The organism is Corallococcus sicarius (assembly GCF_003611735.1).
Taxonomy (GTDB): domain Bacteria; phylum Myxococcota; class Myxococcia; order Myxococcales; family Myxococcaceae; genus Corallococcus; species Corallococcus sicarius.
The window spans coordinates 30,645-54,018 of the sequence record NZ_RAWG01000002.1 but is presented as its reverse complement, the minus strand read 5'-3'; the positions used below and the strand labels follow the sequence as shown (position 1 = coordinate 54,018).

Annotated in this window: 18 protein-coding genes; 8 read left to right on the top strand and 10 right to left on the bottom strand. The window is 71.5% G+C overall.

Annotated elements, in window-relative coordinates:
- Window positions 1-10 precede the first annotated feature (10 nt).
- Window positions 11-1,918 (bottom strand): methyl-accepting chemotaxis protein, encoded by a 1,908-nt coding sequence (locus tag D7X12_RS00530; RefSeq protein WP_120623296.1) that lies wholly within the window; start codon window positions 1,916-1,918, stop codon window positions 11-13.
- Between the two features lie 26 nt (window positions 1,919-1,944).
- Window positions 1,945-2,496, bottom strand: coding sequence for a PDC sensor domain-containing protein (locus D7X12_RS00525; protein ID WP_120623295.1), 552 nt, complete (start codon window positions 2,494-2,496; stop codon window positions 1,945-1,947).
- Between the two features lie 217 nt (window positions 2,497-2,713).
- Here D7X12_RS00525 and D7X12_RS00520 point away from each other — a divergent pair, with 217 nt between their 5' ends.
- Window positions 2,714-3,322 (top strand): Uma2 family endonuclease, encoded by a 609-nt coding sequence (locus D7X12_RS00520; RefSeq protein WP_341868194.1) that lies wholly within the window; start codon window positions 2,714-2,716, stop codon window positions 3,320-3,322.
- Between the two features lie 4 nt (window positions 3,323-3,326).
- Here the strand turns inward: D7X12_RS00520 and D7X12_RS00515 are convergent, their stop codons facing one another.
- Window positions 3,327-3,671 carry a hypothetical protein gene (locus D7X12_RS00515; RefSeq protein WP_244224264.1) on the bottom strand — a complete coding sequence of 115 codons (345 nt, stop codon included), beginning with the start codon at window positions 3,669-3,671 and terminating at the stop codon, window positions 3,327-3,329.
- A 181-nt stretch (window positions 3,672-3,852) separates the two neighbouring features.
- On the opposite strand from D7X12_RS00515, the gene fumC reads away from it, so the two are divergent.
- The 3 genes from fumC to D7X12_RS00500 all read left to right on the top strand — a co-directional run bounded on the left by fumC (window position 3,853) and on the right by D7X12_RS00500 (window position 6,514).
- On the top strand, window positions 3,853-5,250 hold the full coding sequence (gene fumC / locus D7X12_RS00510) for a class II fumarate hydratase (protein WP_120623293.1): 1,398 nt from the start codon (window positions 3,853-3,855) through the stop codon (window positions 5,248-5,250).
- 120 nt (window positions 5,251-5,370) lie between these two features.
- Window positions 5,371-5,970 carry an ATP-dependent Clp endopeptidase proteolytic subunit ClpP gene (gene clpP, locus D7X12_RS00505; RefSeq protein WP_120611264.1) on the top strand — a complete coding sequence of 200 codons (600 nt, stop codon included), beginning with the start codon at window positions 5,371-5,373 and terminating at the stop codon, window positions 5,968-5,970.
- A 136-nt stretch (window positions 5,971-6,106) separates the two neighbouring features.
- Complete coding sequence (locus D7X12_RS00500) at window positions 6,107-6,514, top strand: hypothetical protein (RefSeq protein ID WP_120623292.1); 408 nt, start codon at window positions 6,107-6,109, stop codon at window positions 6,512-6,514.
- 15 nt (window positions 6,515-6,529) lie between these two features.
- On the opposite strand, the gene D7X12_RS00495 is transcribed toward D7X12_RS00500, so the two are convergent.
- The 5 genes from D7X12_RS00495 to D7X12_RS00475 all read right to left on the bottom strand — a co-directional run bounded on the left by D7X12_RS00495 (window position 6,530) and on the right by D7X12_RS00475 (window position 13,342).
- Window positions 6,530-8,437, bottom strand: coding sequence for a bifunctional metallophosphatase/5'-nucleotidase (locus D7X12_RS00495; protein ID WP_120623291.1), 1,908 nt, complete (start codon window positions 8,435-8,437; stop codon window positions 6,530-6,532).
- A gap of 159 nt (window positions 8,438-8,596) precedes the next feature.
- On the bottom strand, window positions 8,597-9,046 hold the full coding sequence (locus tag D7X12_RS00490) for a DUF3293 domain-containing protein (protein WP_120623290.1): 450 nt from the start codon (window positions 9,044-9,046) through the stop codon (window positions 8,597-8,599).
- Window positions 9,043-10,362 carry an MBL fold metallo-hydrolase gene (locus tag D7X12_RS00485; protein ID WP_244224263.1) on the bottom strand — a complete coding sequence of 440 codons (1,320 nt, stop codon included), beginning with the start codon at window positions 10,360-10,362 and terminating at the stop codon, window positions 9,043-9,045. The genes D7X12_RS00490 and D7X12_RS00485 overlap by 4 nt, the downstream gene beginning before the upstream one ends.
- A gap of 50 nt (window positions 10,363-10,412) precedes the next feature.
- Window positions 10,413-10,886, bottom strand: a complete 474-nt coding sequence (locus D7X12_RS00480) for an ester cyclase (protein ID WP_244224262.1) — start codon at window positions 10,884-10,886, stop codon at window positions 10,413-10,415.
- A 41-nt stretch (window positions 10,887-10,927) separates the two neighbouring features.
- Window positions 10,928-13,342, bottom strand: a complete 2,415-nt coding sequence (locus tag D7X12_RS00475; RefSeq protein WP_120623288.1) for an acyl-CoA dehydrogenase family protein — start codon at window positions 13,340-13,342, stop codon at window positions 10,928-10,930.
- Window positions 13,343-13,486: 144 nt separating this feature from the next.
- Between D7X12_RS00475 and D7X12_RS00470 the strand changes: the two genes are divergently transcribed.
- Window positions 13,487-14,752: a phospholipase D-like domain-containing protein gene (locus D7X12_RS00470; RefSeq protein WP_120623287.1), complete on the top strand. Its 1,266-nt coding sequence runs from the start codon at window positions 13,487-13,489 to the stop codon at window positions 14,750-14,752.
- A gap of 9 nt (window positions 14,753-14,761) precedes the next feature.
- Here the strand turns inward: D7X12_RS00470 and D7X12_RS00465 are convergent, their stop codons facing one another.
- Window positions 14,762-15,502 (bottom strand): endonuclease III domain-containing protein, encoded by a 741-nt coding sequence (locus tag D7X12_RS00465; protein ID WP_244224261.1) that lies wholly within the window; start codon window positions 15,500-15,502, stop codon window positions 14,762-14,764.
- Between the two features lie 153 nt (window positions 15,503-15,655).
- Between D7X12_RS00465 and D7X12_RS00460 the strand changes: the two genes are divergently transcribed.
- A complete protein-coding gene (locus tag D7X12_RS00460; protein WP_244224260.1) occupies window positions 15,656-16,051 on the top strand; it encodes a hypothetical protein in 396 nt (131 codons plus the stop codon).
- Between the two features lie 3 nt (window positions 16,052-16,054).
- Here the strand turns inward: D7X12_RS00460 and D7X12_RS00455 are convergent, their stop codons facing one another.
- On the bottom strand, window positions 16,055-16,555 hold the full coding sequence (locus D7X12_RS00455) for a GNAT family N-acetyltransferase (protein WP_120623286.1): 501 nt from the start codon (window positions 16,553-16,555) through the stop codon (window positions 16,055-16,057).
- A 164-nt stretch (window positions 16,556-16,719) separates the two neighbouring features.
- Here D7X12_RS00455 and D7X12_RS00450 point away from each other — a divergent pair, with 164 nt between their 5' ends.
- Entirely contained in the window at window positions 16,720-22,386 is a 5,667-nt protein-coding gene (locus D7X12_RS00450; RefSeq protein WP_120623285.1) for a hypothetical protein, read from the top strand.
- A gap of 33 nt (window positions 22,387-22,419) precedes the next feature.
- On the top strand, window positions 22,420-23,343 hold the full coding sequence (locus tag D7X12_RS00445) for a CHAP domain-containing protein (protein ID WP_341868193.1): 924 nt from the start codon (window positions 22,420-22,422) through the stop codon (window positions 23,341-23,343).
- Window positions 23,344-23,374: the final 31 nt, after the last annotated feature.

Sequence of the window (23,374 nt, the reverse complement as noted above, 5' to 3'; positions counted from 1 at the left end):
GTCGCGGCGCCTATTGGACGCGCCAGACGCCGGCCACGGTCTCCATGCGCTCGGCCACGCCGCGCAGGGACTGGGTCATGCGTTGGGTGCCGTGCATGGCCTGGAGGGTCTCATCCATCATCCGGGACAGGTCCGTGACGGCGGTGAAGATCTGCGCGATGCCCGCGTTCTGTTGGATGACGGCCGCGGCGATCTGCTGAGCCGCTGATGCGTTGTCCTGGATGATGTCCGTCAGCGCGCGCAGGCTCTCCGTGGTGGCGCGCACCTGGGTGAGCCCCGCCTCGGAGCGGCGCTGGCCCTCCTCGGAGAGCTCCACGGTGGCCTGGATGCCGCCGCGGATGTCGTCCAGCACCTCGCGCACCCGGCCGGTGGCGTTGATGGACTGGTCCGCGAGGTTGCGGATCTCCCGCGCCACCACGCCGAAGCCCTGCCCATGCTCCCCGGAGCGCACCGCTTCGATGGCCGCGTTGAGCGCGAGCATGTTGGACTGGTCCGCCAGGTCCTTCACCGTCTGGGTGATGCTGGCAATCTGACTCGTGCGCTCGTTGAGCGACGAGATGTCCTTGGCGAGGCGCAGCCCGTGGTCGCGCAGCTCCTCGAAGCCCGCCAGGCTGGCGCCGAGCGTCGTCTCTCCGGCGCTGCCTACCTCGCGCGCCTTCGCCACCAGCCCGAGCACCGCCTGGGAGCGCGTCGCGGCGAGCTGGGATGTCTGCTGGATCTCCTGCGCGGTGACCTGCGTCTCCTGGAGCGCGGTGCCCTGCTGGATGAGGTTGCGCTCCTGCTGCTGGGTGGCGGTCGTCAGCTCCTCCACCGTCTGGCCCAGCACCCGGGTGCCCTGCTGGAGGCTGGTGGTGGACTCGCGCAGGTGGTCCATCATCCGCGCGAAGGCGGCCGCCAGCTCCCCCACCTCGTCCTGCTGGTCGCGCAGCGTCACCTTCTGGGTGAGGTCGCCCTCGCGCACGACGTGGGACACCAGCGCGCTCAGCGTGGTGATGGGCCGCGTCACGCTGCGCGCCAGGGCCCACGCGGCCAGGGCGGCCAGCACCAGGAGCGCGACCGCCGCGAGCAGGCTGATTTGAAGGAAGCGCTTCAGGGGCAGGAAGGCCTCGTCCGCGTCCAGCTCCGCCACGAAGCGCCAGCCCTGGCCCGCCGCGAAGCGGGTGGTGTCGGAGCTTGCCTGTGCCTGCACGGCCTTGGCCGGCGGGGCCTGGCCCGGCGCCCGGGAGCTGTAGAGCCGGGCGCCGTCCGGGCCGAGGATGTCCAGGGTGAAGCTGCGCTGGCCCCGGTCGCGCGAGCGCTGGAGCGCGCCCTCGACCACCTGGTTCAACTGGCCCCAGTCATATGCCGCCAGGAGCACGCCCACCTGCTCGCCGGAGATGGGGCTGAGCACGGGCAGCGCCAGGGGCATCACCGGGCGGGCGAAGAAGGGGTCCGTCCGGGTGAGGGCGCCGGTGAGGGTGGCCGGGTCCAGCGTGTCCTTCAGCGCGGCCTGGAACCAGGGCGCGGCGAGCACGTCGCGCTCGTGGCCGGCGAAGGCGTCACGCAGCCCGGGCCGGCTGACGGAGACCGCGCGGCCGTCCAGGGTGAACAGCACCAGCCCCGCGAAGCTGGCGTGCCGGTCGTTGAGGGTCGCGAGCACCGCGTCGCTCTTGGCGTAGGTGCCGAACAGGAGGGCGCCGCGCAGGATGGCGTCCTCCGTCCACGCGCGCGCGTTCGTCTCTCGCTCCCGGAGCGAGGACTCGACGAGGTCGCGCAGGCCCTGGGCCTCCACCTGGAGGACGCCCTGGACCTGCAGCTCCACGGTCTTTCGGATGATGTGGACGGCCGTCCCGAGGACGGGCGTGAGCGCCGCGACCAGCAGCAGGCAGACCCACAGCGTGAGGCGACCCCTCAACTTCAAGCCGGACAGCAGGTGCATGGGGGAAATCCGGGGGACGAGCAACGTCAGAGGTCCAGCAGGGAGAGGCCCACGGTGAGCGCGCCGATGACCTGGGCGCCGTCGCGGACGGGGAGGGAGACCTGGATGACGTAGGCCTGGCTGGACTCGTCGAAGAAGGGGGCTTCACGCAGCTCCGGCCCACCCCGGCCCCGGGCATGGGTGAGGCGCCACTTGTCCTCGTCCCCCTGCCAGTAGTCCGACGTGCGCCGGCTGGCGCAGACCAGCGCGCCCTGGCCGTCCATGGTGAAGGCCTCCGCCATCGCCGGGCCCAGCCGCTGCTGGAGGCGCTGGAGCGCACCCCTGCACGGGGCGTCCAGCACGGCCTGCTTGAAGGGCGTGAGCGCCGGGGTGGCCCTCCACTCCTCGTCGAGCCGCTGGACGGTGGCGAGCGGGACGCGGCGCGCGTTCTGGGCCCGGATGGCTTGCAGCACCTCGGGGTCGGCGGCCAGCCGACGCAGCGCTGGCATCACCCGGTCCACCTTCTGGAGCTGCGCGGCGCCATCCGGAGGGAGCTGTCCTCCGACCGCCAGCGCCAAACCCATCCAGGAAATGCCCATGCAACGCTCCCCCCCGAGACAGTGAAACTGACTGGAAAAAGTGTGTCACGGTTCTGCTCGCGCCGTCACGCAAGCAGGCGTGATTTGTATTAGTCAAAGTAGTCGCGTTTGGCTTCGTTTGCAGGAGGTCAGGGCTGCTGGAGGTGCGTCGAGGCTGACGAGTTTTCACGGGCCTGTCTTCCTGGCACCGTGCGTCGGGTCGGCCGGTGTCTTGAGGATGTCAGGGGTAGGGGGCATCCTTGCGCGCATGGGCGACGGAAACGGGAGTGGGAAGGGGAGGCCGGCGACGTATGCCGACCTGGAGGACGTGCCGCCGACGAAGGTGGGGGAGATCATCGAGGGGGAGCTGGTCGTCAGCCCGAGGCCTGCGTCCCGCCACACGCGGGCGGCCTCGCGCCTGGGGGCCTGGCTGGATGGCCCTTTCGATCGGGGACAGGATGGACCTGGCGGTTGGCTCATCCTCGATGCGCCGGAGCTGCGCTTCCTGCCTTCAGGTGATGCCCTGGTTCCGGACGTCACGGCGTGGCGACGCGAACGGATGCCCCAGCTGCCTGACGTCCCCTCCTTCTCCCTGGCGCCCGACTGGGTCTGCGAGGTGCTGTCACCTTCCACGTATCGCTGGGACCGGGGACCGAAGATGCGCGTCTACGCGCGCGAGGGCGTGGAGTGGTTGTGGTTCATTGATCCGCTGGCGGAAGGGCTGGAGATCCACCACCTGCGAGAGGGCCAGTGGCAGCTGTCGGCCGCGCACCTGGGCAGCGGCACGGTGCACGCCGCGCCCTTCGACGCGGTGCCGCTGAGCCTGGGCAAGCTCTGGAGCCGGTGACGGCTCAGGGCAGCTTCGGCCGGATGACGCGGGGCGCGTCCGGGTTCACGTCCAAGAGGCGCACGGGGTCGCCTTCGCGCACGGTGCCTGCCTTCAGCACGCGGGCAAGCTGGCCCCTGCGTCCCCAGCTCTCCTTGAGCGCTCCCAGGGGCACGTCCAAGGCGGCCCGCTGCGCTTCGTCCACGAGCAGCACCTGGCGCTTGTGCCCCACGGCGCGTCGCTGGTGACGGTCCCCCTCGAAGCCGTGCTGCTCCACCGCGCGGGCCTCGGGGACGCGGCGCATGGGCGTGCCGCGCTCCTGGGCGAGCAGGAGCGCGCGGATGGTGCCGGTGGGGGGAGGAGTGCTCACGGCGCGACACTAACGCGGGCGTGTCCGCCGCGAGAGGGGCGGACGGGGCTGCGCGGGCATGCCTCCCCGCTGCCGAGCGTTGGAGAAGTGGCATCCGTCCCACGCCGGGGCCTGCCGGGCAGGGGCGGGGGTGTTAAGCGCCAGCGCCTGGACATCGTTCCCGCCTGGGGAGGCCGTCACCGTGAGCACGAAGAACGTTCGCATCGAGAAGGACACCTTTGGTCCCATCGAAGTCCCCGCCGACCGGCTCTGGGGCGCGCAGACGCAGCGCAGCCGCCAGAACTTCGCCATCTCCAGCGAGCGCATGCCCCTGGCGCTCGTGCACGCGCTGGTGCTCGTGAAGAAGGCCGCCGCGCGGGTGAACCAGGAGAACGGCTCGCTGGCGAAGGAGAAGGCGCAGGCCATCGTGAGGGCCGCGGACGAGGTGCTCGCCGGCCAGCACGACGAGGAGTTCCCCCTGCTGGTGTGGCAGACGGGCAGCGGCACCCAGACGAACATGAACTGCAACGAGGTCCTGGCCAACCGCGCCTCGGAGCTGCTGGGCGGCGAGCGCGGTGAGGCGCGCAAGGTCCACCCCAACGACGACGTCAACAAGGGGCAGAGCTCCAACGACGTGTTCCCCACCGCGATGAGCGTGGCCGGCGTGGAGGCCGTGGTGAAGCACGTGCTGCCGGAGCTCCAGGCCCTGCGCGACGTGCTGGCCCAGAAGTCCCAGGCGTTCCAGTCCATCGTGAAGATTGGCCGCACGCACCTGCAGGACGCGACGCCGCTCACGCTGGGCCAGGAGTTCAGCGGCTACGTGGCGCAGTTGGACCGCGCGAAGGCCCACCTGGAGGCCGCGCTACCGCACCTGCTGGAGCTGGCGCTGGGCGGCACCGCCGTGGGCACCGGCCTCAACGCACCCCCGGGCTACGCCGAGCGCGTGGCGGCGGAGATTTCAAGGCTCACCGGGCATGGCTTCGTCACCGCGCCCAACAAGTTCGAGGCGCTGGCCGCCAACGACGCGCTGGTGCAGGCGCACGGCGCGCTCAAGGGGCTGTCCGCGGTGCTGTTCAAGGTGGCCAATGACATCCGCTGGCTGTCGTCCGGGCCCCGGTCTGGCATTGGTGAAATCAACATCCCGGAGAACGAGCCGGGCAGCTCCATCATGCCGGGCAAGGTGAACCCCACGCAGAGCGAGGCGCTCACCATGCTGTGCGCGCAGGTGATGGGCAACGACGTGGCCATCTGCCTGGGCGGCGCGTCCGGCAACTTCGAGCTCAACGTCTTCAAGCCGCTCATCATCCAGAACTTCCTGCAGAGCTGCCGGCTGCTCGCGGACGGCATGCGCAGCTTCCGCCTCCACTGCGCGGTGGGCATCGAGCCGAACCTCCCCCGCCTCCAGGAGAACCTCCAGCGCAGCCTGATGCTGGTGACGGCGCTCAACCCGCACATCGGCTACGACAACGCGGCGAAGATCGCCAAGACGGCGCACAAGCAGGGCAAGACGCTCAAGGAGGTGGCCGTGGAGCTGGGGCTCGTCACAGCCGAGCAGTTCGACCAGTGGGTCCGCCCGGAGAAGATGACCGGCAACCTGTAGGCCGCCCGGCCGGCGGGTGGGGTGGGGGAACTCCCACATCCCGCCCAACCGTGGGCCAGCGCACGCTCAGGCAAGAAGGAGGCAGCGCGCGGAGGCAGGGACGATTAGGGTACGGGGGCCATGAACGTCCCCTTCGTCATTGAGACCACGCACCGCGGCGAGCGGGCGTACGACCTCTACAGCCGCCTGCTCAAGGATCGCATCATCCTCCTGGGCACGCCCATCAACGACGATGTGGCCAATCTCATCGTCGCCCAGCTGCTGTTCCTGGAGTCCGAGGACCCGGACAAGGGCATCAACCTCTACATCAACTCGCCCGGTGGCTCCGTCACGGCGGCGCTCGCGATGTATGACACGATGCAGTACGTGAAGTGCCCCGTGTCCACCATCTGCGTGGGCCAGGCGGCCTCCGCGGGCGCGCTGCTGCTGCTGGCGGGCTCCAAGGGCAAGCGCTACGCCCTGCCCAACGCCCGCATCATGATCCACCAGCCGCTGGGCGGCGCGCAGGGTCAGGCCACGGACATCGACATCCAGGCCAAGGAGATCCTCCGCCTGCGCGCGTACCTCAATGGCCTGTTCGTGAAGCACACGGGCCACACCATCGAGCGCATCGAGAAGGACACCGAGCGCGACTACTTCATGAGCGCCGAGGAGGCCCGGCAGTACGGCCTCATCGACGAGGTCGTGGAGCGCGCGGGCATCCCGACGCCGGGCAAGTAGCGGTTGATTCCCCAGGAGGCCTGGAGGTGTCTGGACTCCAGCCCCTTCGCCGTCCTCCGGCCGGGCATGCGATGCCAGAGGGTTGCGCAAGCAGCCCTCCAGTGTGACCTGCCCCGGGCGTGGCCAGTGTTCGGGTATGGCCCCCCGTTCCTTCCTTGCCGCTCTCCTGCCTGCCCTGCTGGCGGGTGCTGGTTGTGCCACCGGCCCCAGCGGGCGGACTCCCGCCCCGCCCTCCGCGCAGTCGGTGCAGGCGGAGCTGGGCAACCGCGACGTCGTGCAGGCCGGTGAGGAGTACGCCCGGCAGAACAGCCTCGTACTGGCCCAGAGCGGTGAGGCGGTGCGGATCCGCCCCAACTACTGGCGGATCCGCTTCGCGCTTCCGGAAGAGGGCTCCGGCAAGCTGCTGGAGCTGGACTTCGACGAGCTGGCGCAGCGGGTGACGGGCTCCCGGCGCCTGGACATCACCCCCGAGATGCCCCCCACCTCCAGCATCTTCCAGCCCAGCGAGGCGAGCCCCGCCACCGGGGGCTCGGGGTTTCGCTGAGCGTCGGGTTTCCGGCTACGGCAGCCGGGTGACGCGGTCGAGCGCCGGGGCGGGCAGCGGATTCGCCTGGGTGCTCTTCGCGGTCAGATAGGCCTCCAGCGCATCCGAGTCCACGCCGCCGCCCACGAGGTTCGTTCCCTCCGCGAGGACGGAGAAGTTGTCTCCGCCCGGGGCGAGGAAGCTGTTCACCGTGACGCGGTAGCTGGCGGCGGGATCCACCGTGGTGCCGTTCAGCTGGATGCTGGCGGGGTCCACCTTGGAGCCGATGGGCGCCCCCGCGCTGAACGCGTACTGGAAGCCCGCGGACGGGTGGAGGATGCGGGTGAGGTCGCCCAGGCGGAACTGCTGCTCCAGCAGGCGCTCAATCTGCGCGCCCGTCAGGGTCATGGTGACCAGCGTGTTGCCGAAGGGCTGCACGGTGAAGGCCTCGCCGTAGGTGACGGCGCCGACGTCGTTGGGGTCGGCCGGGTCGCGCACGAGGTCCGTGCGCACGCCGCCCGGGTTCATGAACGCAATCTGGGCGCCACCCAGGCCCGCGGGCTTCGTGGCCTCCAGCTGGGCGTCCGCGATGACGAAGCCCATGGTGGACTGGCCGGAGGGGTCCCGCTGCATGTTGCCGCGGATGAGCGTCTCCGCGATCCAGCCGATGACGCGGCCTTCCAGCGGCGCCGTCAGTCCCTTGTAGCGGGAGATGAGCTCCGTGATGGTGGAGTCCGGCGTCACCGTGCGGGTGACGATGACGTTCTGGGCCTGGGCCTTCGTCACCTGCCCCGTCTTCGCGTCGAGCGTCAGGTCGATGTCCGTGAGCAGCCGGCCCACCGACGCGGCGCTGGTGACGAGCTTGCCGCTCAGCGTGCAGTTGTAGGCCTGGTGGGTGTGGCCGCTGACGATGACCGCCACCGCGGGGTCCAGGTTCTGGGCGATGTCCAGGATGGGGCCGGAGATGCCCTTGCACTCGTTGTAGAGCGAATCGAGCGCGGGCGTCCCGCCCTCGTGCACCACGACGACGATGGAGCTCACGCCCTGCGCCTTCAGCTCCGGCACCAGCGCGTTGACGGTCTCCACCTCGTCCTTGAACTGCAGCCCCGCCACGCCCGTGGGCGTGACGAGCCGGGACGTGCCTTCCAGCGTCATGCCGACGAAGGCCAGCTTCACGCCCTCGAAGGTGCGCACGTCGTAGCGCGGGAAGAGGGTGCGGTCCGGGCCGGTGGCCACGTTGGCCGCGAGGAACTTGAACTTCGCGCCGGAGAAGCCGGTGCCGTCCTGGCAGCCGTTCACCGGGTGGCAGCCGCCGGCCTGCATGCGGAGGATCTCCGAGCCGCCCTCGTCGAACTCGTGGTTGCCCACCGCGCTCAGGTCCAGCCCCATCTGGTTCATCGCCTCGATGGTGGGCTCGTCGTGGAAGAGCGCGGACAAGAGCGGCGTGGCGCCGATGAGGTCTCCGGCGGACACCACCACCGTGTTCGGGTTCTTCGCGCGCAGGTCCGCGACGTACTTCGCGAAGTACACCGCGCCGCCCGCGTTCACCCGGTCCGCCCCGCCGTCCGGCAGCGTGGCCTGGATGATCTGTCCGCCGCTGCCGCCCGCGGGCTCCAACTGCCCGTGGAAGTCGTTGAACGCGAGGATCTTCACGGACACCGTCGCGCCGGTGCCGGCGTCATCGGTGCCTGCGTCGGTGCCGGTGCCCGCGTCGGGCGGGGGCGGAGGCGGCGGGAAGGTGACGGCCTGGCAGACGTGTTCGACGCAGGTCCAGCCCTGGCCTTCCGGTGCGGGGTTTGACTCCTCGCAGTCGAAGGCGTTCACGCACTCCTGATTGCCGCAGCCGCCGTGCATGAAGAGCAGCAGGCCCGTGACGAAGGCACCGGCGAGGAGGAAGACACTGGGACGCGCGGCGTTCTGCGCGGAGGGGACGGAAGGCTGCATCGAGGCGGCTCCTGGTGTCAGTCATGGGGAGGCGCGCAGGACACGACTCCCCTGGAAAAGGCGCGCACCATGGCACCGCCCCGTGGCGCCGCAGTGAGTGCTCTGTCCCGAATGGGTGTCGTCCCGCACTGTGTGAAGCGGACGACAAAAGCCCGTGCTTCAAGGGCTGGGAGGATCCTGACACCCGAGGAGTTCCGCGGCCCCACCCACGCGGCTCCAGAGCACCGCCTCCTGCTGGAACAGCCGGCCCAGGCGCCACGCCTCGTCGCGCGACAGGCCGGGGACGAAGAGGCTCTCCTCGAACCAGCTCCGGTCCTCCGCCACGCCCACCGCGGGCACGAAGGGCTGGCCCCGGGCTTCGAGCAGGCCTCGCAGGGTGCGCTGGAGCCCCGCGTTGGTCCGGGGGGAGCGCGACCGCGCGTGGGGGTTCCACGCGGTGAGGAAGGCCCAGGTGGCGTGCCCGTGCGCGGTGAGCGCGGCGTCCAGCGCCGGGTGCACGGCGTCCACGCGCAGCACGTGCTTCACGCCCCCGACGAGCGGATGCGGGGCCACGACATAGCCTGTCGCCTGGAAGGCCTTGCGCAGCGCGGCCCTCCGCGCGTCACTCATTGGGCGGCTTGGGGAATCGCGGCGGCTGGAGCCGCGAGGAGCGGCAGCGCCGGAGGTCCCTGGCGGGTCGCGGGCGGAATCTGGCTGGCCACGATGGGGGCCTGCGCCGCGGTCTGCCAGGGGACTTCCGGCCACCAGCGCTGCACGGCGGGCGGCGTCTGGACGAGCAGGTCCTGCCCGAGCCGGGGCGCGGCGATGCTCACCCCGTCGTGCTTCGCGGCCACCAGCGAGCGCTCCATGGGCTCCGTCCAGGCGTGGGTGGCCAGGGTGAGCAGCCCCCAGTGCACGGGCAGCATCAGCCGGCCGCGCACCAGCCGGTGGGCGAGCACGGCCTGCTCCGGCCCCAGGTGCCAGTCCGGCCAGCCCGCGCCGTACTGGCCGGATTCAATCAGCGTCGCGTCGAAGGGCCCCAGCTTCGCGCCAATCTCCTCCATGGCGGGGAACAGGCCGGTGTCGCCGGAGTAGTAGACGCGGTGCTCCGGCCCCACGAGCGCCCAGCCCGACCACAGCGTCTTGTTCTGCTGGAGGAAGCGGCCCGACGCGTGACGGGCCGGCGTGCACACGATGTCCAACCCCTTCACGCGCGTGCGCTCCCACCAGTCCAGCTCCACGATGCGCTCGGCCGGAATGCCCCAGTACTCCAGGTGCGCGCCTATCCCCAGCGGCACCACGAAGGTGGTGTTCCAGTCCTTCATCGCGCGGACGGTGGCGAAGTCCAGGTGGTCGTAGTGGTCGTGGGAGATGACCACCGCGTCGATGGGCGGCAATTCGCTGAGCTCGATGGGCGCCGGGAACCAGCGCTTCGGGCCCAGCCACTCCAGCGGCGACGTGCGCTCGCCCCAGACGGGGTCCGTGAGCACGCGGTGCCCGTCCACCTCCACCAGCGTGGAGGAGTGCCCGAACCAGGTGATGCGCACCCCGCCCGGCGGGGGCGTGGCGAAGCGCTTCGGGTCGATGCGCTCCACGGTCAGCGGCGCCTGGGGGCTGCTGTCCGGGCTCGCATGGAACATGCTGGAGAAGCTCTCCTGCCAGTGGTTGATGATGGGCTCCGGGTTGACGAAGCCGCCGTCCTTCCACTGGGCCGAGCGCTCCATCCGCTCGCGCCGCGCGCCGCTCGCGCCCTTGCCGAACGCGGTCCAGCCGTCGATGACGACGACGAGCGCGAAGGCGCCGAGCAGCACCAGGCCCCAACCGAAGAGTCGCAAGAGCCTGCCGCCCCACGACGCGCCCTGGGGGCCGTGGGGCGGGAAGGCCGTGCGGAAGGCGCTCTGACGGGCCTTGTCTGAGGCCCGCATGGGCCCGGCGTTCATCTTCATGCCCGGGACCCTGGGGGTTCCGGTGCGCAAGTGTCAATGGGAAGACGCTGTCACGGGTCCGGGGGTACGACCTTGTACCCGCGCTGGAGCAGCGGGGAGAGCCGGTCGGTGAGGTCCCAGGACTCCACGAAGCGGCCGTCGCGCAGCCGGTACAGCGAGTCCCCCTGGAGCGTCACCGGGCGCGGCTTGCCGTCCGCGGCCGGGGGGCCCTTGGCGTCGGTGCCCACCGCGCGCCAGCGCACCATCACCCAGTCGTCCTCCGCCAGGATGTGGAGCAATTCGAAGCGCAGGTCCGGAAAGAGCGCGAAGCCGGCTTCCGCCTGGGTGCGCACCACCTCAGGCCCCCGCAGCTCCCGGGGCGCGTCCTCCGAGCGGTCCACGTAGTCGGCCGCGACGTACTCGGGGATGCGCTCCAGGCGCTTCTGGTTGTAGACCTCTTCCGTGAACAGCCGGGCGCGCTCCTTGTTGGTCGCGCTGACCTGCCGAGCCTGCTCCGCCGGGGAGAGCGTCGCGCAACCGCTCATCCCCAGTCCCAGGAGCCCCAGCCAACACCACGCACGTGTCCTCATGTCGCGCGCGAGTCTGCCGAGCCGTCGCGGGCGCCGTCAGCCGCCCCGTCGTCGAACCGTTCACCGCCGGGCGCCAGCCGCCCCAGGCCGATGGGCGCCGCCAGGCACGAGTCGGGGATGCCGAACGCGTCCACCAGCCCCAACGCATCCGGCCGCAGCTCCAGGCACAGCTGCACGCGCTCCCGGCGGATGGCCTTGGCCTTGGGGGCCTCCAGGTAGCCGTGCTCCAGGAACCACCCGCTGGCGGACTCCATGCACGACAGGCCGAAGAGGTCCGCCAGCCGCCCCAGCACCGGCTTGAGCGCTTCGTCCTTCACCGCCGCCACGCCGTGCAGGAACTGCTCCAGCACGATGCGCTCCACGCTGGCGTGCGCCAGGGCCAGCAGGTGCGTCTGCACCTGGTTGAAGGCCTCGAAGGACTCCACGCCCGCCGTCAGCCGCTTGCGGATCCGCTTGGACACGGACGCGAGGATCTCCTCCTCGCGGAAGCGCAGCGCGCGCAGGTGGAAGTCGCTGTCGCGCAGGTGGTCGCTGTGGGTGCGCCGGCCCGCGATGGGGTTGCGGTCCGTCATCACCGTGGCCGCCCGGTCCACGATGAGCTTGAGCACCGCGAAGACACGGTCGTCCTCGAAGCGCTGGCGGTAGCCCGTCAGCAGCCCCTTGGCGACCAGCAGCATGAGCACGGTGTTGTCGCCCTCGAAGGTGGTGAACACGTCCGTGTCCGCCTTGAGCGACGGCAGCCGGTTCGCGGTGAGGTAGCCCTGGCCGCCGCACGCCTCGCGCGCCTCCTGCACCGTGGCGGTGGCGTTCCATGACGCGTAGGCCTTCAGGCCCGCGGCCAGCGCCTCCACCTCGCGCGCGTCGTCCTCGGTGCGGTGGACGTAGCGGTCCACCAGGTGCTCCAGCGCGAAGTCCAGCGCGTAGGCCTTGGCCACGAGGGGCAAGAGGCGCAGCTGGTGCGACTGGTGGTCCAGCAGGCGCACCTCGCGCGCGCCGGCGGGGCCGAACTGGCGGCGCAGGTCGCCGTAGCGCACGGCGATGGTGAGCGCGCTCTTGGCCGCGCTCAGGGACGCGCACGCCACGCTCACCCGGCCCGCGACGAGCGCGCCCAGCATGGTGAAGAAGCGCTTGGAGTCGCCGGTGATGGAGCTGGTGTACTCGCCGGCCTCCGTCACCTGGCCATAGCGGTCGAGCAGGTTCTCACGCGGCACGCGCACGCCGTGGAACCACAGCCGGCCGTTGTCCACGCCGTTGAGGCCCATCTTGTCGCCGCAGTCCTCGATGCGGATGCCTGGGAGCACCTTGCCGTTCTCATCGCGCAGCGGGACGAGCAGCGCGTGCACGCCCAGCCGTTCGCCGCCCACCTCCAGCTGCGCGAACACGGTGGCCATGCGCGCGTGCCGGGCCGCGTTGCCAATCCACTCCTTGCGCGCGGTCTCCGACGGCGTGTCGATGACGAACTCGCTCGTGGCCGCGTCGTAGCGGGCCACCGTCTCGCAGTCGCGCACGTTGGAGCCGTGGCCCAGCTCGCTCATCGCGAAGCAGCCGGGCAGCTCCAGTGAGGCGACCTTCGGGAGGTACTGTTGGTGGTGCCGCTTCGTGCCCAGGAAGAGGATGCTGGAGCCGAACAGGCCGAAGTGGACGCCCGCCTTGATGACGAGGCTCAGGTCGAAGAAGGCCATCGTCTCGAAGGCGGCGATGAACGCGCCCAGGTCCGCGCCGCCCTCGCGGCCCTTGGGGAAGGCGAGCTGCCCCAGGCCGTCATCCGCCAGGTGCTTGAGCCAGTCGAAGACCTGGTCTCGGTAGGCGGTGGTGCTCAGGCCTTCCTTGTAACGGAAGTCCGCGTCCTGCAACCAGCCGCGCACCTGCTTGCGCACGTTCGCGTAGGTGCGATCCAGCACGACCGTCATCGCCTGGGGTTCGAAGGACGGCGCGTTGGACGGAGCTTCCGAGTGAGCGGTGCGCGAGGCCTGGGGCAGCAGCGAGCGCACCGCCTCCTTGCCGTCCACGCCCAGCGTGGCCTCCAGCGCCGCCAGGGCCTGGCCCAGCTGGGGCAGGGGCATGCCCACGGGCGCGTCCCCGCCGAGGACCTGGGCCAGGTGCACGCCCAGGCCCGCGAGGGTGTGGTGCTCGTTGCCGACCAAGTGCTGGGCGGTGGCGCGGATGTGCTCGCGCAGCAGGGCCAGCTCCCGGGGCGGGGGCGGACGCAGCGGATCCACCCAGAGGGCCAGGACGCTGCTGGCCTTGAGGTCCAGCCAGGGCTGTTCGCGTGCGGCGGCGCCCAGGGCGCGCAGCTCCCCGGTCGTCAGCTCGCCGTCCGTCCAGGCGACGTAGAGCATGGGGATGAGGGGGGTGAGCTTCGGCTGCGACAACAGCTCCCGGGCCAGGGGACGCGAAGGGGCATCGAGCATGAAATCTCTCCAGGCGAGGGAACGGGCGCAGTCTCGCCATGGTGGAACGGGGCGGCAATGACGGAATGGAGTCCTGTTCACCGCGCGGACGGGGAGACGGGCGGTCACTCCCGTGCGGCGCGGGGCGTTCTTACGTTGGGTCCAATGAGCGACCTCCAGGACGTGGAACTGCTGCCCCAGCCGGGGGCCCATGGCTTCGATGGTGCGAACCGCAAGCACGAGATGCAGGGACCGTTCGAGCTGCCGCCCGGTCCGGAGGGCTTCTCGTTCGCGCTCTACCAGTCCGCGGGCGTGGGCCTGTCGCCAGGGCACCGGATGGAGCTGCTGGAGAACAGCCAGGTCTTCGAGCGGATGTTGCAGGACATCCGCGCGGCGAAGCACAGCGTCCACATGCTCATCTACATCTGGCGGCCGTGCGAGCTGTCGGACCGCTTCGTGGAGGCGCTGACGGAGCGCGCGCGGGCGGGGGTGCAGTGCCGCGTGGTGGTGGACCCCGTGGGCAGCGAGGAGACGACGGGGGACAAGGACTTCGACCAGAAGGTGGAGAAGCGGCTCACCGAAGCGGGCGTGGAGGTGCACTACTACCGGCTGCTCGCGGGCAAGGTGCTGGGGCGGCTGTTGGGGCGCTCCCACCAGAAGATCGTCGTGGTGGACGGGAGGGTCGCGTTCACGGGCGGCTTCGGCATCTGGAAGGTGTGGGAGGGCGACGGGCTGAAGGAGGACAACTGGCGCGACACGCACATCCGCGTGGAGGGGCCGGAGGTCCGGCGCATCCAGGTCACCTTCGCCAAGCACTGGCAGGAGTCGGGCGGCGGGCTGCTGCCGCGCGAGGCCTTCCCGGAGCTGAAGCCGGACGGCGGCGGGTGCGCGGCGTTCATCGACAGCACGGGGCGGCTGGGCATCACCGAGGCGGAGCGGATGGTGCGCCTGGTGGTGGCGGCGGCGACGAAGCGGTTGTGGATTGCCAATGCGTACTTCACGCCGCCCAACGCCATCCTGGAGCAGCTGGAGGTGAAGGTCCGGCAGGGCGTGGACGTGCGCGTGCTGGGGCCCGGTGGGCACCACGACGTGCCGGTGGTGCGCGCGTCGCAGCGGTCCACGTATGAGCGGCTGCTGGCAGCGGGCGTGCGCATCTGGGAGTACCAGCCGGCGATGATGCACGCGAAGACGATGCTCGTGGATGACTGGCTTTGCGTAGTGGGCTCCACGAACCTGGATGCGCTGTCGCTCAACAAGTTGAGCGAGGGGTCGCTGGTGTTCGAGGACAAGGAGATCGCCGCGAAGCTGGAGGGGTGCTGGGAGAAGGACATCCGACACTCGAAGGAGGTCACGCTGCAGAACGGTGGGCGGACGAACCCGTGGCGCAGGTTCGCGCGCCGGGCGACGCAGTTCGCGGGGCGGGACCGGTAGGGCGCGGCGCTACCGGTGGGAGGTGACGCCCTCCTGCCGGCAGTAGGAGAGCACGGGGCAGGTGGAGCACTTCGGGCGGGAGCCGGTGCACACGTGCTTGCCGAAGGGGACGAGGAGCCGGTTGAGCTCCACCCAGTAGGGGCGTGGGAGGACGGCTTCGAGCGCGGCGAGGGTGCGCTCCGGGGTGGAGGCCTTCACGTAGCCCCAGCGGTTGGTGACGCGGTGGACGTGGATGTCCACGCTGATGACCTCGTGGCCGCAAGCGATGCCGAGCGCCAGGTGCGCGCACTTGGGGCCCACGCCCTTGAACGTCTGGAGCACGTCCGGGTCGGCGGGGAGCTGGCCGTGGAATTCGTCGCGCGTGCGCACGGCGATGGCGTGGACCTGGTACGCCTTGGCTTCGTGGAAGGTGACGGGCTGGATGAGCGCGTCGATGGCTTCGGGTGTGAGGCGGGCGAGGGCGTCCGGGGTGCTGGCGCGCTCCAGGAGGCGCAGGGACGCGGGGAGGCTGACCTCGTCGAGCGTGCGGATGGAGAGGATGCACGCGATGAGCTGCTCGAAGAGGGAGCCATGGCCCTTCGCGGCGAGTTCGAACATCGCCGCGTCCGCGAAGGAGCGCACTTCGTGGCGCACGCGGCGGAGGACCTCTTCGATGTCGAAGGGGAGCTTGTCCGTGCGCGCGGGGGCGGCGTGCGTGGTGCGTGCGCTTTGTACGCGCGGGGCGCGTCGGGGCTGCTTCGTATCCGCCATGCGGGCCTCCTGACCTGACAAGTTGGGTCGGAAGGGCAATACTTGCTGCGTGTCCTGGCCTGCTCTCTTGATAGGAGGGAGAGCAGTCAGCCGTACTGCTTGAAACGTGCTGGCTCTGATGCCGACTCACCACTGCCGTGGGAGAGGTGCTGTGTGCTGAAACTCCATTACGTCCTTCTCCTGGTGTCGCTTGTGGCGGATGGCGGGAGTGCCTCCATCACGGATGGAGGGACCCAGGCTGGCATCCGGTGGCCCACGGATCTCCGCCCGCTTGCGACCCTGGACGGCCCGGCCATCCTGGCGGCCCATGCCGCGCTCCAGCGCGTGCTCGCGAGCTTTCCCAAGCAGGATGCGGGCGCGTGCGAGTCCTCTGCCCGCTCACTGGACGTGGTGGTGGGCCAGGAGGGTGGCGTCTATTTCGTCCGCATCGACCGGCGTCTCGACCGATGCGGATGGCCCGTGGGCAGCGGTCTGGAGTTCGACTGGTTCGAGCTGTACGCGGTGTCGCCCGAGGGGAAGATCCTCGCGCGACGTGCCTTCATGCCGTAGCGCTCAGGCGCTCTTCGTGAGGTCCAGCGCGTACCAGCGGTCGCAGCCGAAGTGCCCGGTGCCGCCCATGGGGGCGCAGAGGGTTTCGAAGCCGAGCCGCTGGTAGAGCTTCTGTGCCTGCGCCATGCCGGCCAGCGTTTCGAGGTAGCACTGACGGAAGCCGGCGGCCTTCGCGAACTCCAGACAGTGTCTCAGCAACCGCTCGCCCGCGCCGTGGCCCCGGGCCTGGGGCAGGAAGTACATCTTGCGCAGCTCGCAGACGTCCGGCGCGCCTCCGTCCAGCGGCGCGATGCCTCCGCCTCCCACCACCCGACCTTCTTGTACGACGACGAAATAGGCGTGCCTCGGCCGGGTGTAGGCCGCGCTCATCGCGTCCACTTCGGGGTCGTGGATCGCGAACCCCGGGCCGTCCGCTCCGAACTCCGGCATCACCGCGCGAATGACCGCGGCCATCGCCGCGTCGTCTCGGGCCTCGATGGGCCGCAACGTCAGTTCCGTGCTCATGACCTCCACGGTCCCATGCCTCGTTGCCGGCGGCCAGCGCCGGGTGTGCACCTGTGCAGCTCCCTGCACAGGTGCCACGCGCCCACCGCACCCCCCGTGGATTTCAATCCCGCGACCTTCCAGGGCATTGTCCGTGGCACGTCCGTTGTAGAGGGGGAAGTTCCATGTACTGTCCTGCCTGCCGACAAGAACGCCTGGGAAGTGCGCGCCAGTGCGTTCTCTGCGGCACCTCGCTGTCCGCCCGAGCCCGCTCCGCCATCGAGGCCGAGCTCGCGCACGTCCACTTCCTCCTGGACGAGGCCCCGCGCTGGGAAGCCTCCGATGTGCCCGCCCACGTGCGCCGCTGGCTCACCGAACGCTACGAGCGACAGGCCCGCGTCCTCCTCTCCATTCTCACCGAGACGCCCGCTGAAGCGCTGACGCCCGCGCCTGAGCCGGTCGCAGTCCCGAACGAAGCCTTCCCCACGAACGAGTTCGTGCCCACGCCGATGGGGGAGGGGGCCGCTGCCGTCGGTCCCGTGATGTTCGCCGCGCCGGAGGCTGCCGCGACAGCTTCTGTCCCCGCTGAAGCCCAGGTCGCGAACGTCACCGCCGACGCGCCCGAGGCTTCCGAAGCGCCCGTGGCTCATGCGCTCACGGAGGCCGTTGTTCCGGAGGCCCCCAAGCTGGTGAGCGCCGCCGCTGCGCGCTTCACCGTGCATGACGCCGCCGCGTCCCTGGGCGTCGCCACCCCGGACACCGTGGCCGGTCGCCTCCCCGTGGCCACCCGGTTGTCCGCCGAGTCCCGCGCGCGCGCAGTGAACGAGCAGCGCGCAGCTGAGTCCCGCGCGCGCGCCGTGAACGAGCAGCGCGCGGCCGCGTCCCGCCGGCTCCCGCCGAACCCCGCCGAGCCGTTCATGGATCCGCCCGCGCCCGCGGGTCGCACCGCGCGCCTCGTCGAGGAGGCGTCGTCGTGGAGCCGCGTGTGGCGGCCGTTCCTCTACGAGAGCATCGCGTGGTTCATCGGCGCGTTCCTCATCCTCTCCGGCACGCTCTACTTCGTCTTCGAGTCCTGGGCCGGGATGACCTCCGTCACCCGCTCGCTCACCGTCTTCCTCATGACCGTGGGCTACTCCGTCGGCTTCTCCGTCTGGGGCGGCTTCCTCGCCCGCCGCGAGTCCCTGCGCAAGCCGGGCCACATCCTCGGCCTCATCGGCTCCGCCGTGGCCCCGCTGGGCGGCGTCGCGCTGGGGCCCATGGGCTTCGGTGAGTCCCTCCAACTCGACGGCGTGCACCCCGCGCTGCTCGTGCCGCTGCTCTTCGTCTGGGCCGGCGTCGCCGCGTTCCTCGCACGCAAGCCCGCCGAGTCCTTCGACGCCCCCTCGCGCCCGTTCATCCAGGTGGGCCTCGTCGGCGCCACGCTCATCATGGGGCTCGCCCCCCTGGCCGCGCGGCTGGGCGCTCCGGCGGTGTGGCTCAACGCGCTGCCGTGCCTCCTCTTCTTCCTGCTGTCCAGCAAGCCGCTCACCACCCCGCGCAAGGGGGATGCGCTCGCGTTCGCGATTGCCGCGCCCCTGTACCTGACCGCGCTGTTCGCCATCCGGTTGCACCTGGCCCTGGGCTCCGCGGACGCCTCCGTCCCCGCCGGCACCTACGCGCCCTTCGTCGCCTTCCTGCTCGCCACCTGCCTGCGCTTCCGCACGCTTGACGCTGAACGTTCCGCGGATCCGCTCGCCATCGGCACCGTGGCGCTCCAGGTGGCCTGCCTCGCGGGCGCCATCGGTGGCACCACGCCGGCCCTCTTCCTCACCGCCGCCATCTTCACCGGCACGCTGGTGGCCCTGTCGCGTGGGCCCGTGTCGCGCCTGCCGTGGCTCTACCCCGCGTACGCGGGCGCCTACCTCTCCTATGCGTCCAGCGTGCAACTGGTCCCTCATGCGGCGACGGTCCTGCTCAACGCGCTGAAGACGCGCCTGGGCTACCCGCCCTCGGAGGTGTTGCCCTTCCAGTACGGCGCGCTGACGGCCATCCCGTTCGTGCTCGCGGGCCTGGTGCTCGCGTTCCGCCTCCAGCGTCGCGGTGAGCGCTCCGACAGCTCCGCCAGCTCCGGCGCCGCGCGCGACCTGGGCATCGCCGATGTGCTCCTGCGCGCCACCACCTGGGCCGCGCCCGCGTTCGCGCTCTACGGACACCTGGGCACCGACGCGCGCCCGGCCTTCTTCGCCACGCTCGCGCTGGCCGTGCTGTCGCTGGGCGCGGGCCTGCTGTTCAAGCGCTTCCCGCTCACCGCCGTGGGCTCCGTGCTCTTCGCGGTCCTGCCGATCTCCGGAGCCATCGCCTTCGGTCTGGGGACCGCGACCGTCATCGCGGGTGTACTGGCCCTGGGCCTCGCGGGTCTCGTGTGGCGCCTGGAGGATGCGCGCACGCAGCGCTTCCTGAGCGCGGTCGTTGGCGTCCTCGCGACGAGCGCCTTCTGCCTCGCGCTGGGCACCCGCGCCACCGCCGCGCCCGTCATGGGCATGGCGCTGGGAAGCGCGGGCGTGCTGGTGGCCGCGTTCCGGCTGCGCAACGACGGCTACGTGGCCTATGGCGCCTTCCTCGCCGCGGCCCTCCTGCCGAAGCTCGCCACCGTGCACTCCACGCAGGCGGTGCTCGCGTCGATGGTGGGTGGGGCGCTGGTGCTCGCGCTGCTCGGCGAGCGCGGCGGCCTGCTCAAGCGGCTGGGCATCCCGGCCCTCCTGTACGCGGGGCTCGCCGTGAGCTGGGGACTGGTGGCCCAGCAGCCCTTCCTGGGCCCCGTGCTCCTCACCGCCGCCGCGACGGTGGCGGTGGTGTCGCGCACCTTCCCGGTCGTGCGGCCGTTCGCGGTCGTGCTCGTGGGGCTCGCGCTGCTGCCGGACGTCCCCTGGTACTACTCGGGGTGGCACCTGCCGCCGGCGGTGTCGCTGGTCCTGCTCATCGCGGCGTCGCTCCTCGCTTCGGTGGTGGCCGCGCACAAGGGCCGCAGCGCGAGCACCGTCACCGCGGGCATCCTCGCGCTCGTCCTGCCGCTGGTCCCGGTGGAGCTGGCGCCCCCGGGCCAGCAGACCGTGTTCCTGCTGGGCGCGGCGCTCGCGGCCCTCTTCACCACGCGCGCGCTGCCCTCCACGCTGGGCGTGTTGATGGCCACCATCGAGGCGGGCGTCGCGCTGTACACGGTGGGGCCGCTGGCCCTGCTGGGCCTGGCCACGTTCCTCAGCGTCCTGGCCCTGCTGGACGACGTGCCCGCCGTGCGGCGCATCGCCACGGGCGGCCAGTCCTTCTCGCTCGTCTCCACGCTGACCGCGATGGCGGTGCTGGTCGCGTCCACGGTGTGCTGGGAGGGCCATTCGCTGGCACGGGCTCCCGGCGCCACGCTGCTCGCGCTCCTGGGCCCCGCGCTGCTGCCGCTCTTGTGGACGCGCACGCTGCGCCAGCCCTTCGCCGCGGCGCTGATGGTGCCCTTCGGCCTGGTGGGCATCGTGGCCGTGGGCACGCCTCCCGCGTGGGTGGCGCTGCTGCCGCTCTACCCGCTGCTGCTGGTGCGCGTCGCGGAGCACGTGCCGTCCGCGGCCTCGCTGCTGCTGCGCTCCGCTGACGAAGCCCCGCGTCACGCGCTGTCGAAGTGGATGCAGGTGGCCGTCGCGGCCCTGGGCGTGCTGTCGCTGCTGGTGCCGGAGCAGCGCGCGGCCCTGGTCTCCGCGGTCGCGCTGGTGCTCATGACGGGGCCCCTGCCGTCCTTGCGCGTGGGCGTCGCCTCCGCGCTCCTGATGTTCATCCCGGAGGCGCGGCCCTTCGCCACCGTCCTCCTGCTGGCCCTCGCCCTGGCGGCGCACCACGTGCCCGGCGCGGTGGCGGCCTTCTTCCGGGGCGCTCGCGACGAAGCGCTGCGGCCCACCGCCGTGGGTGGCGCGCTGGCCGTGACGCTGCTCTCCGTCCTCTCCTCGCCGACGCCCGCTGCGCTGACGGCGTTGGGTGGCGTGCTGCTGGCGGCGACCTTCCTGCTGTCCCAGCGGTGGCTGCTCACCGCGGCGGTGTGGGCGTTCTCGCTCGCGCCCATCGGCCTGGCGGTGGAGTCCGGTTCGTGGCGCCCGGAGGCGGGGCCGCTCGTCGCGGGCGTGGCCCTGGCCGCCGCGCTGCTGTCCGCGGCGTGCCAGTCCGGCGCCGTGCAGCGCACACTGACGAACGTGATGGCCCGCCTCACGCCGGGCATCGAGGGCACGTGGAGCGAGCCCCTGTGGGTGGGCAGCGCCGGCACCCTGACGTTGCTGCTGGGGCTGTGGCTGGTGAACGCGGGCCCGGGCGCGCTGCCCCTTCCGGTGGCGCTGGTGGCGGGTGCCACGGCGCTGGTGCTGATGGTGACGCGCGAGCGCCTGATGATGAACGGCGCCACGGCCCTGCTGGGCGCGGTGCTGGTCGCCGCGGTGCCGCCGCTGTGGGCGCCCGCCATCCTGGCCGGCGTGGGCCTGGTGCTGGCGCTGGTGGGCTTCGGGCTGGACGCGCGGGGCGTGGCGGTGGGCGCGGCGCTGCATCACGGCGGCGCGGTGCTGGCGCTGTTGTCGCTCGCGGGCCTGCGGCACTTGAAGCACCCCGGGATGCCGGTGTGCGTGCTCTTCGCCTGGGCCACCGCGTGGACGGTGGTGCTGCGCCGCCGCGAGCGTGAATGGCTGGGCTGGGCTGCGTCCCTCTTCGCCGTCCACGCGCTCATCGTGCACTTCGGCGCGGTGTACTCCACCGGCCGGGGCGCGGAGTTCATCCTCCCGTACTTCGGCGCGGCGAGCGCGCTGCTCGCCACGCTGGTGCTGACGGTGGCGGGCCGGAAGGTGCGCGGGCCCATGGGCCTGGGCTTCTCCGGCGTGGCGCTCGCGGAGGTGGTGCTCGCGGTGATGACGGTGCACGTCCCGGGCGGCGCGTCGCGCGAGGCGTGGGTGGCGTGCGGCGGGCTCGTCTTCCTGCTCTTCGCCCTGGTGCGGCGCGCGGCGAAGGAGGAGGACGAAGCCGCGGCGTGGATGGCGCAGGCGGTGGTCGCGGCGGGCTACCTCTGCGTGCGCCTCATCGGCGTGGGCGCGAGCCCCAGCGCCCCGGACAGCCTGGCGTCGCTCATCGGCGGCGCGGTCTTCACCGGCCTGTACCTGTTCGTGCGGCGTGAAGGCGCGGGCCTGAAGGCCTTCCGCCGTCCGTCCATCGCGGGCGCGTGGCTGTTCCCCCTGGCGGGCCTGCTGTCGCTGCCGTGGGGCGAGCCCTTCGTGGCGGTGGCGCTGCTCGTGGGCTACGCGGCGCACTTCGCGGCGCTCGCGGCGTGTTCGAAGACGAAGGGCCCGGCGTCGCTCGTGTCCGTCGCGGCCTTCAACACGGCGCTGTTCTTCGTGTGGCTGGGCACCGGCACCGGCGAGCCGCAGTACTACGCCATCCCCGCGGGCCTGTCCGTGCTGGCCCTCTTGCGCGTCTTCCGGGGCGGGCTGTCGCAGGACGCCTACGCGCAGCTGCGCGCCGTGGCGGTGACGTGCATCTACGTGGCCGGGGCCTGGAAGCCGCTGCTCTTCAACGACGGCGAGGCGATGCTCCTGTGCGTCTTCCTCTGCCTCGTGGGCGTGGGCGCGGGCATCGCGCTGCGGATCCGCTCCTACGTGTACCTGGGCTCGGCGTTCCTCGTGACGGCCGTGGCCGCCAACCTGGTGCGCTTCGGCATGCGCGACCACCGCGTGGGGGCCGCGTTCCTGTCGCTGCTGGGGCTGCTGGTGGTGGGTTTCATGGTGGTGCTCAGCGCCCACCGTGCAGCCCTCCTCCAGAGGTACGCCCGGGTGCGAGACCTGCTCGCGACCTGGGAGGGGTGATCGCTGTTTGACGTACAACGATTCCGGGGTTGAATGCGCCGGCGTTCACCCCCGGAGGACTTGTTGCTGCTGCGCCGTTCGTCGCTCGTCATCCTGCTGTCGCTGGGCTCCCTGGTGGGTTGTGCGCACGTCCCGGACGTCGCTCCCAAGACGGCGTGGGGGCCTCCGTCCACCGAAACCACCGCTGCTCCCCGGGGGTCGCCGAGGGTCGCGGCGGTGGGCGCCGAGGGCGCACTGGGCGTGAAGGCGGAGGCCCCGCCGCCCCTGGAGTTCGTGACGCCGGAGGGTCGGGATTCCCTGGCGGCGCTGATGGCGGCGGACCCTCGCGGGCTGCCGGAGGAGGCGGGGGTCATCGCGGCGGCGCTGGAGGCCGCGGCGCTCTTCACGGGGCCCACGCAGGGCCCGGGCGGCTTCTGGGATGAGCTGTTGCCGCCGCCGTCGAAGCAGGCTCGGGGCATCGTGGCCCGCGCGGCGCAGCTGGTGGGCGCGCGGAAGTTGGATCGCTCCGTGCCCAATGACTGCTCCGGGCTGGTGCGGCTGGCGTACCTGCAGGCCGGCATCGACCTGGTCGCGCACGGCTTCCTCGCGGGGGAGAACGCGGTGACGGGCATCTTCCGGCGCGCGCAGGCGGCGGGCGCGGTGCACCGGCTGAAGCCGAGGCCCGGGGACCTGGCGTTCTTCCGCGAGACGTACGACCGCAACCGCGACGGCAAGCGCAACGACGGGATGACGCACGTCGCGGTCGTCGAGCGCGTGGATCCGGACGGCACCGTGACGTTCATCCACCGTGGCGGCAAGGGTGTGGCGCGCAGCCACATGAACCTCGCGTTCCCGACGGTGCACCGCCAGGCGAAGGGCGCGCTGCTCAACGACTACATCCGACCGGCGAGCAAGGGGCTGCGCGCCTACCTTGCCGGAGAGTTGTTCGTCGCGTTCGCCTCCCCTGGAGGTTTGTAGCCTCACGGCAGTCAGAGGCCATACGGGGGGC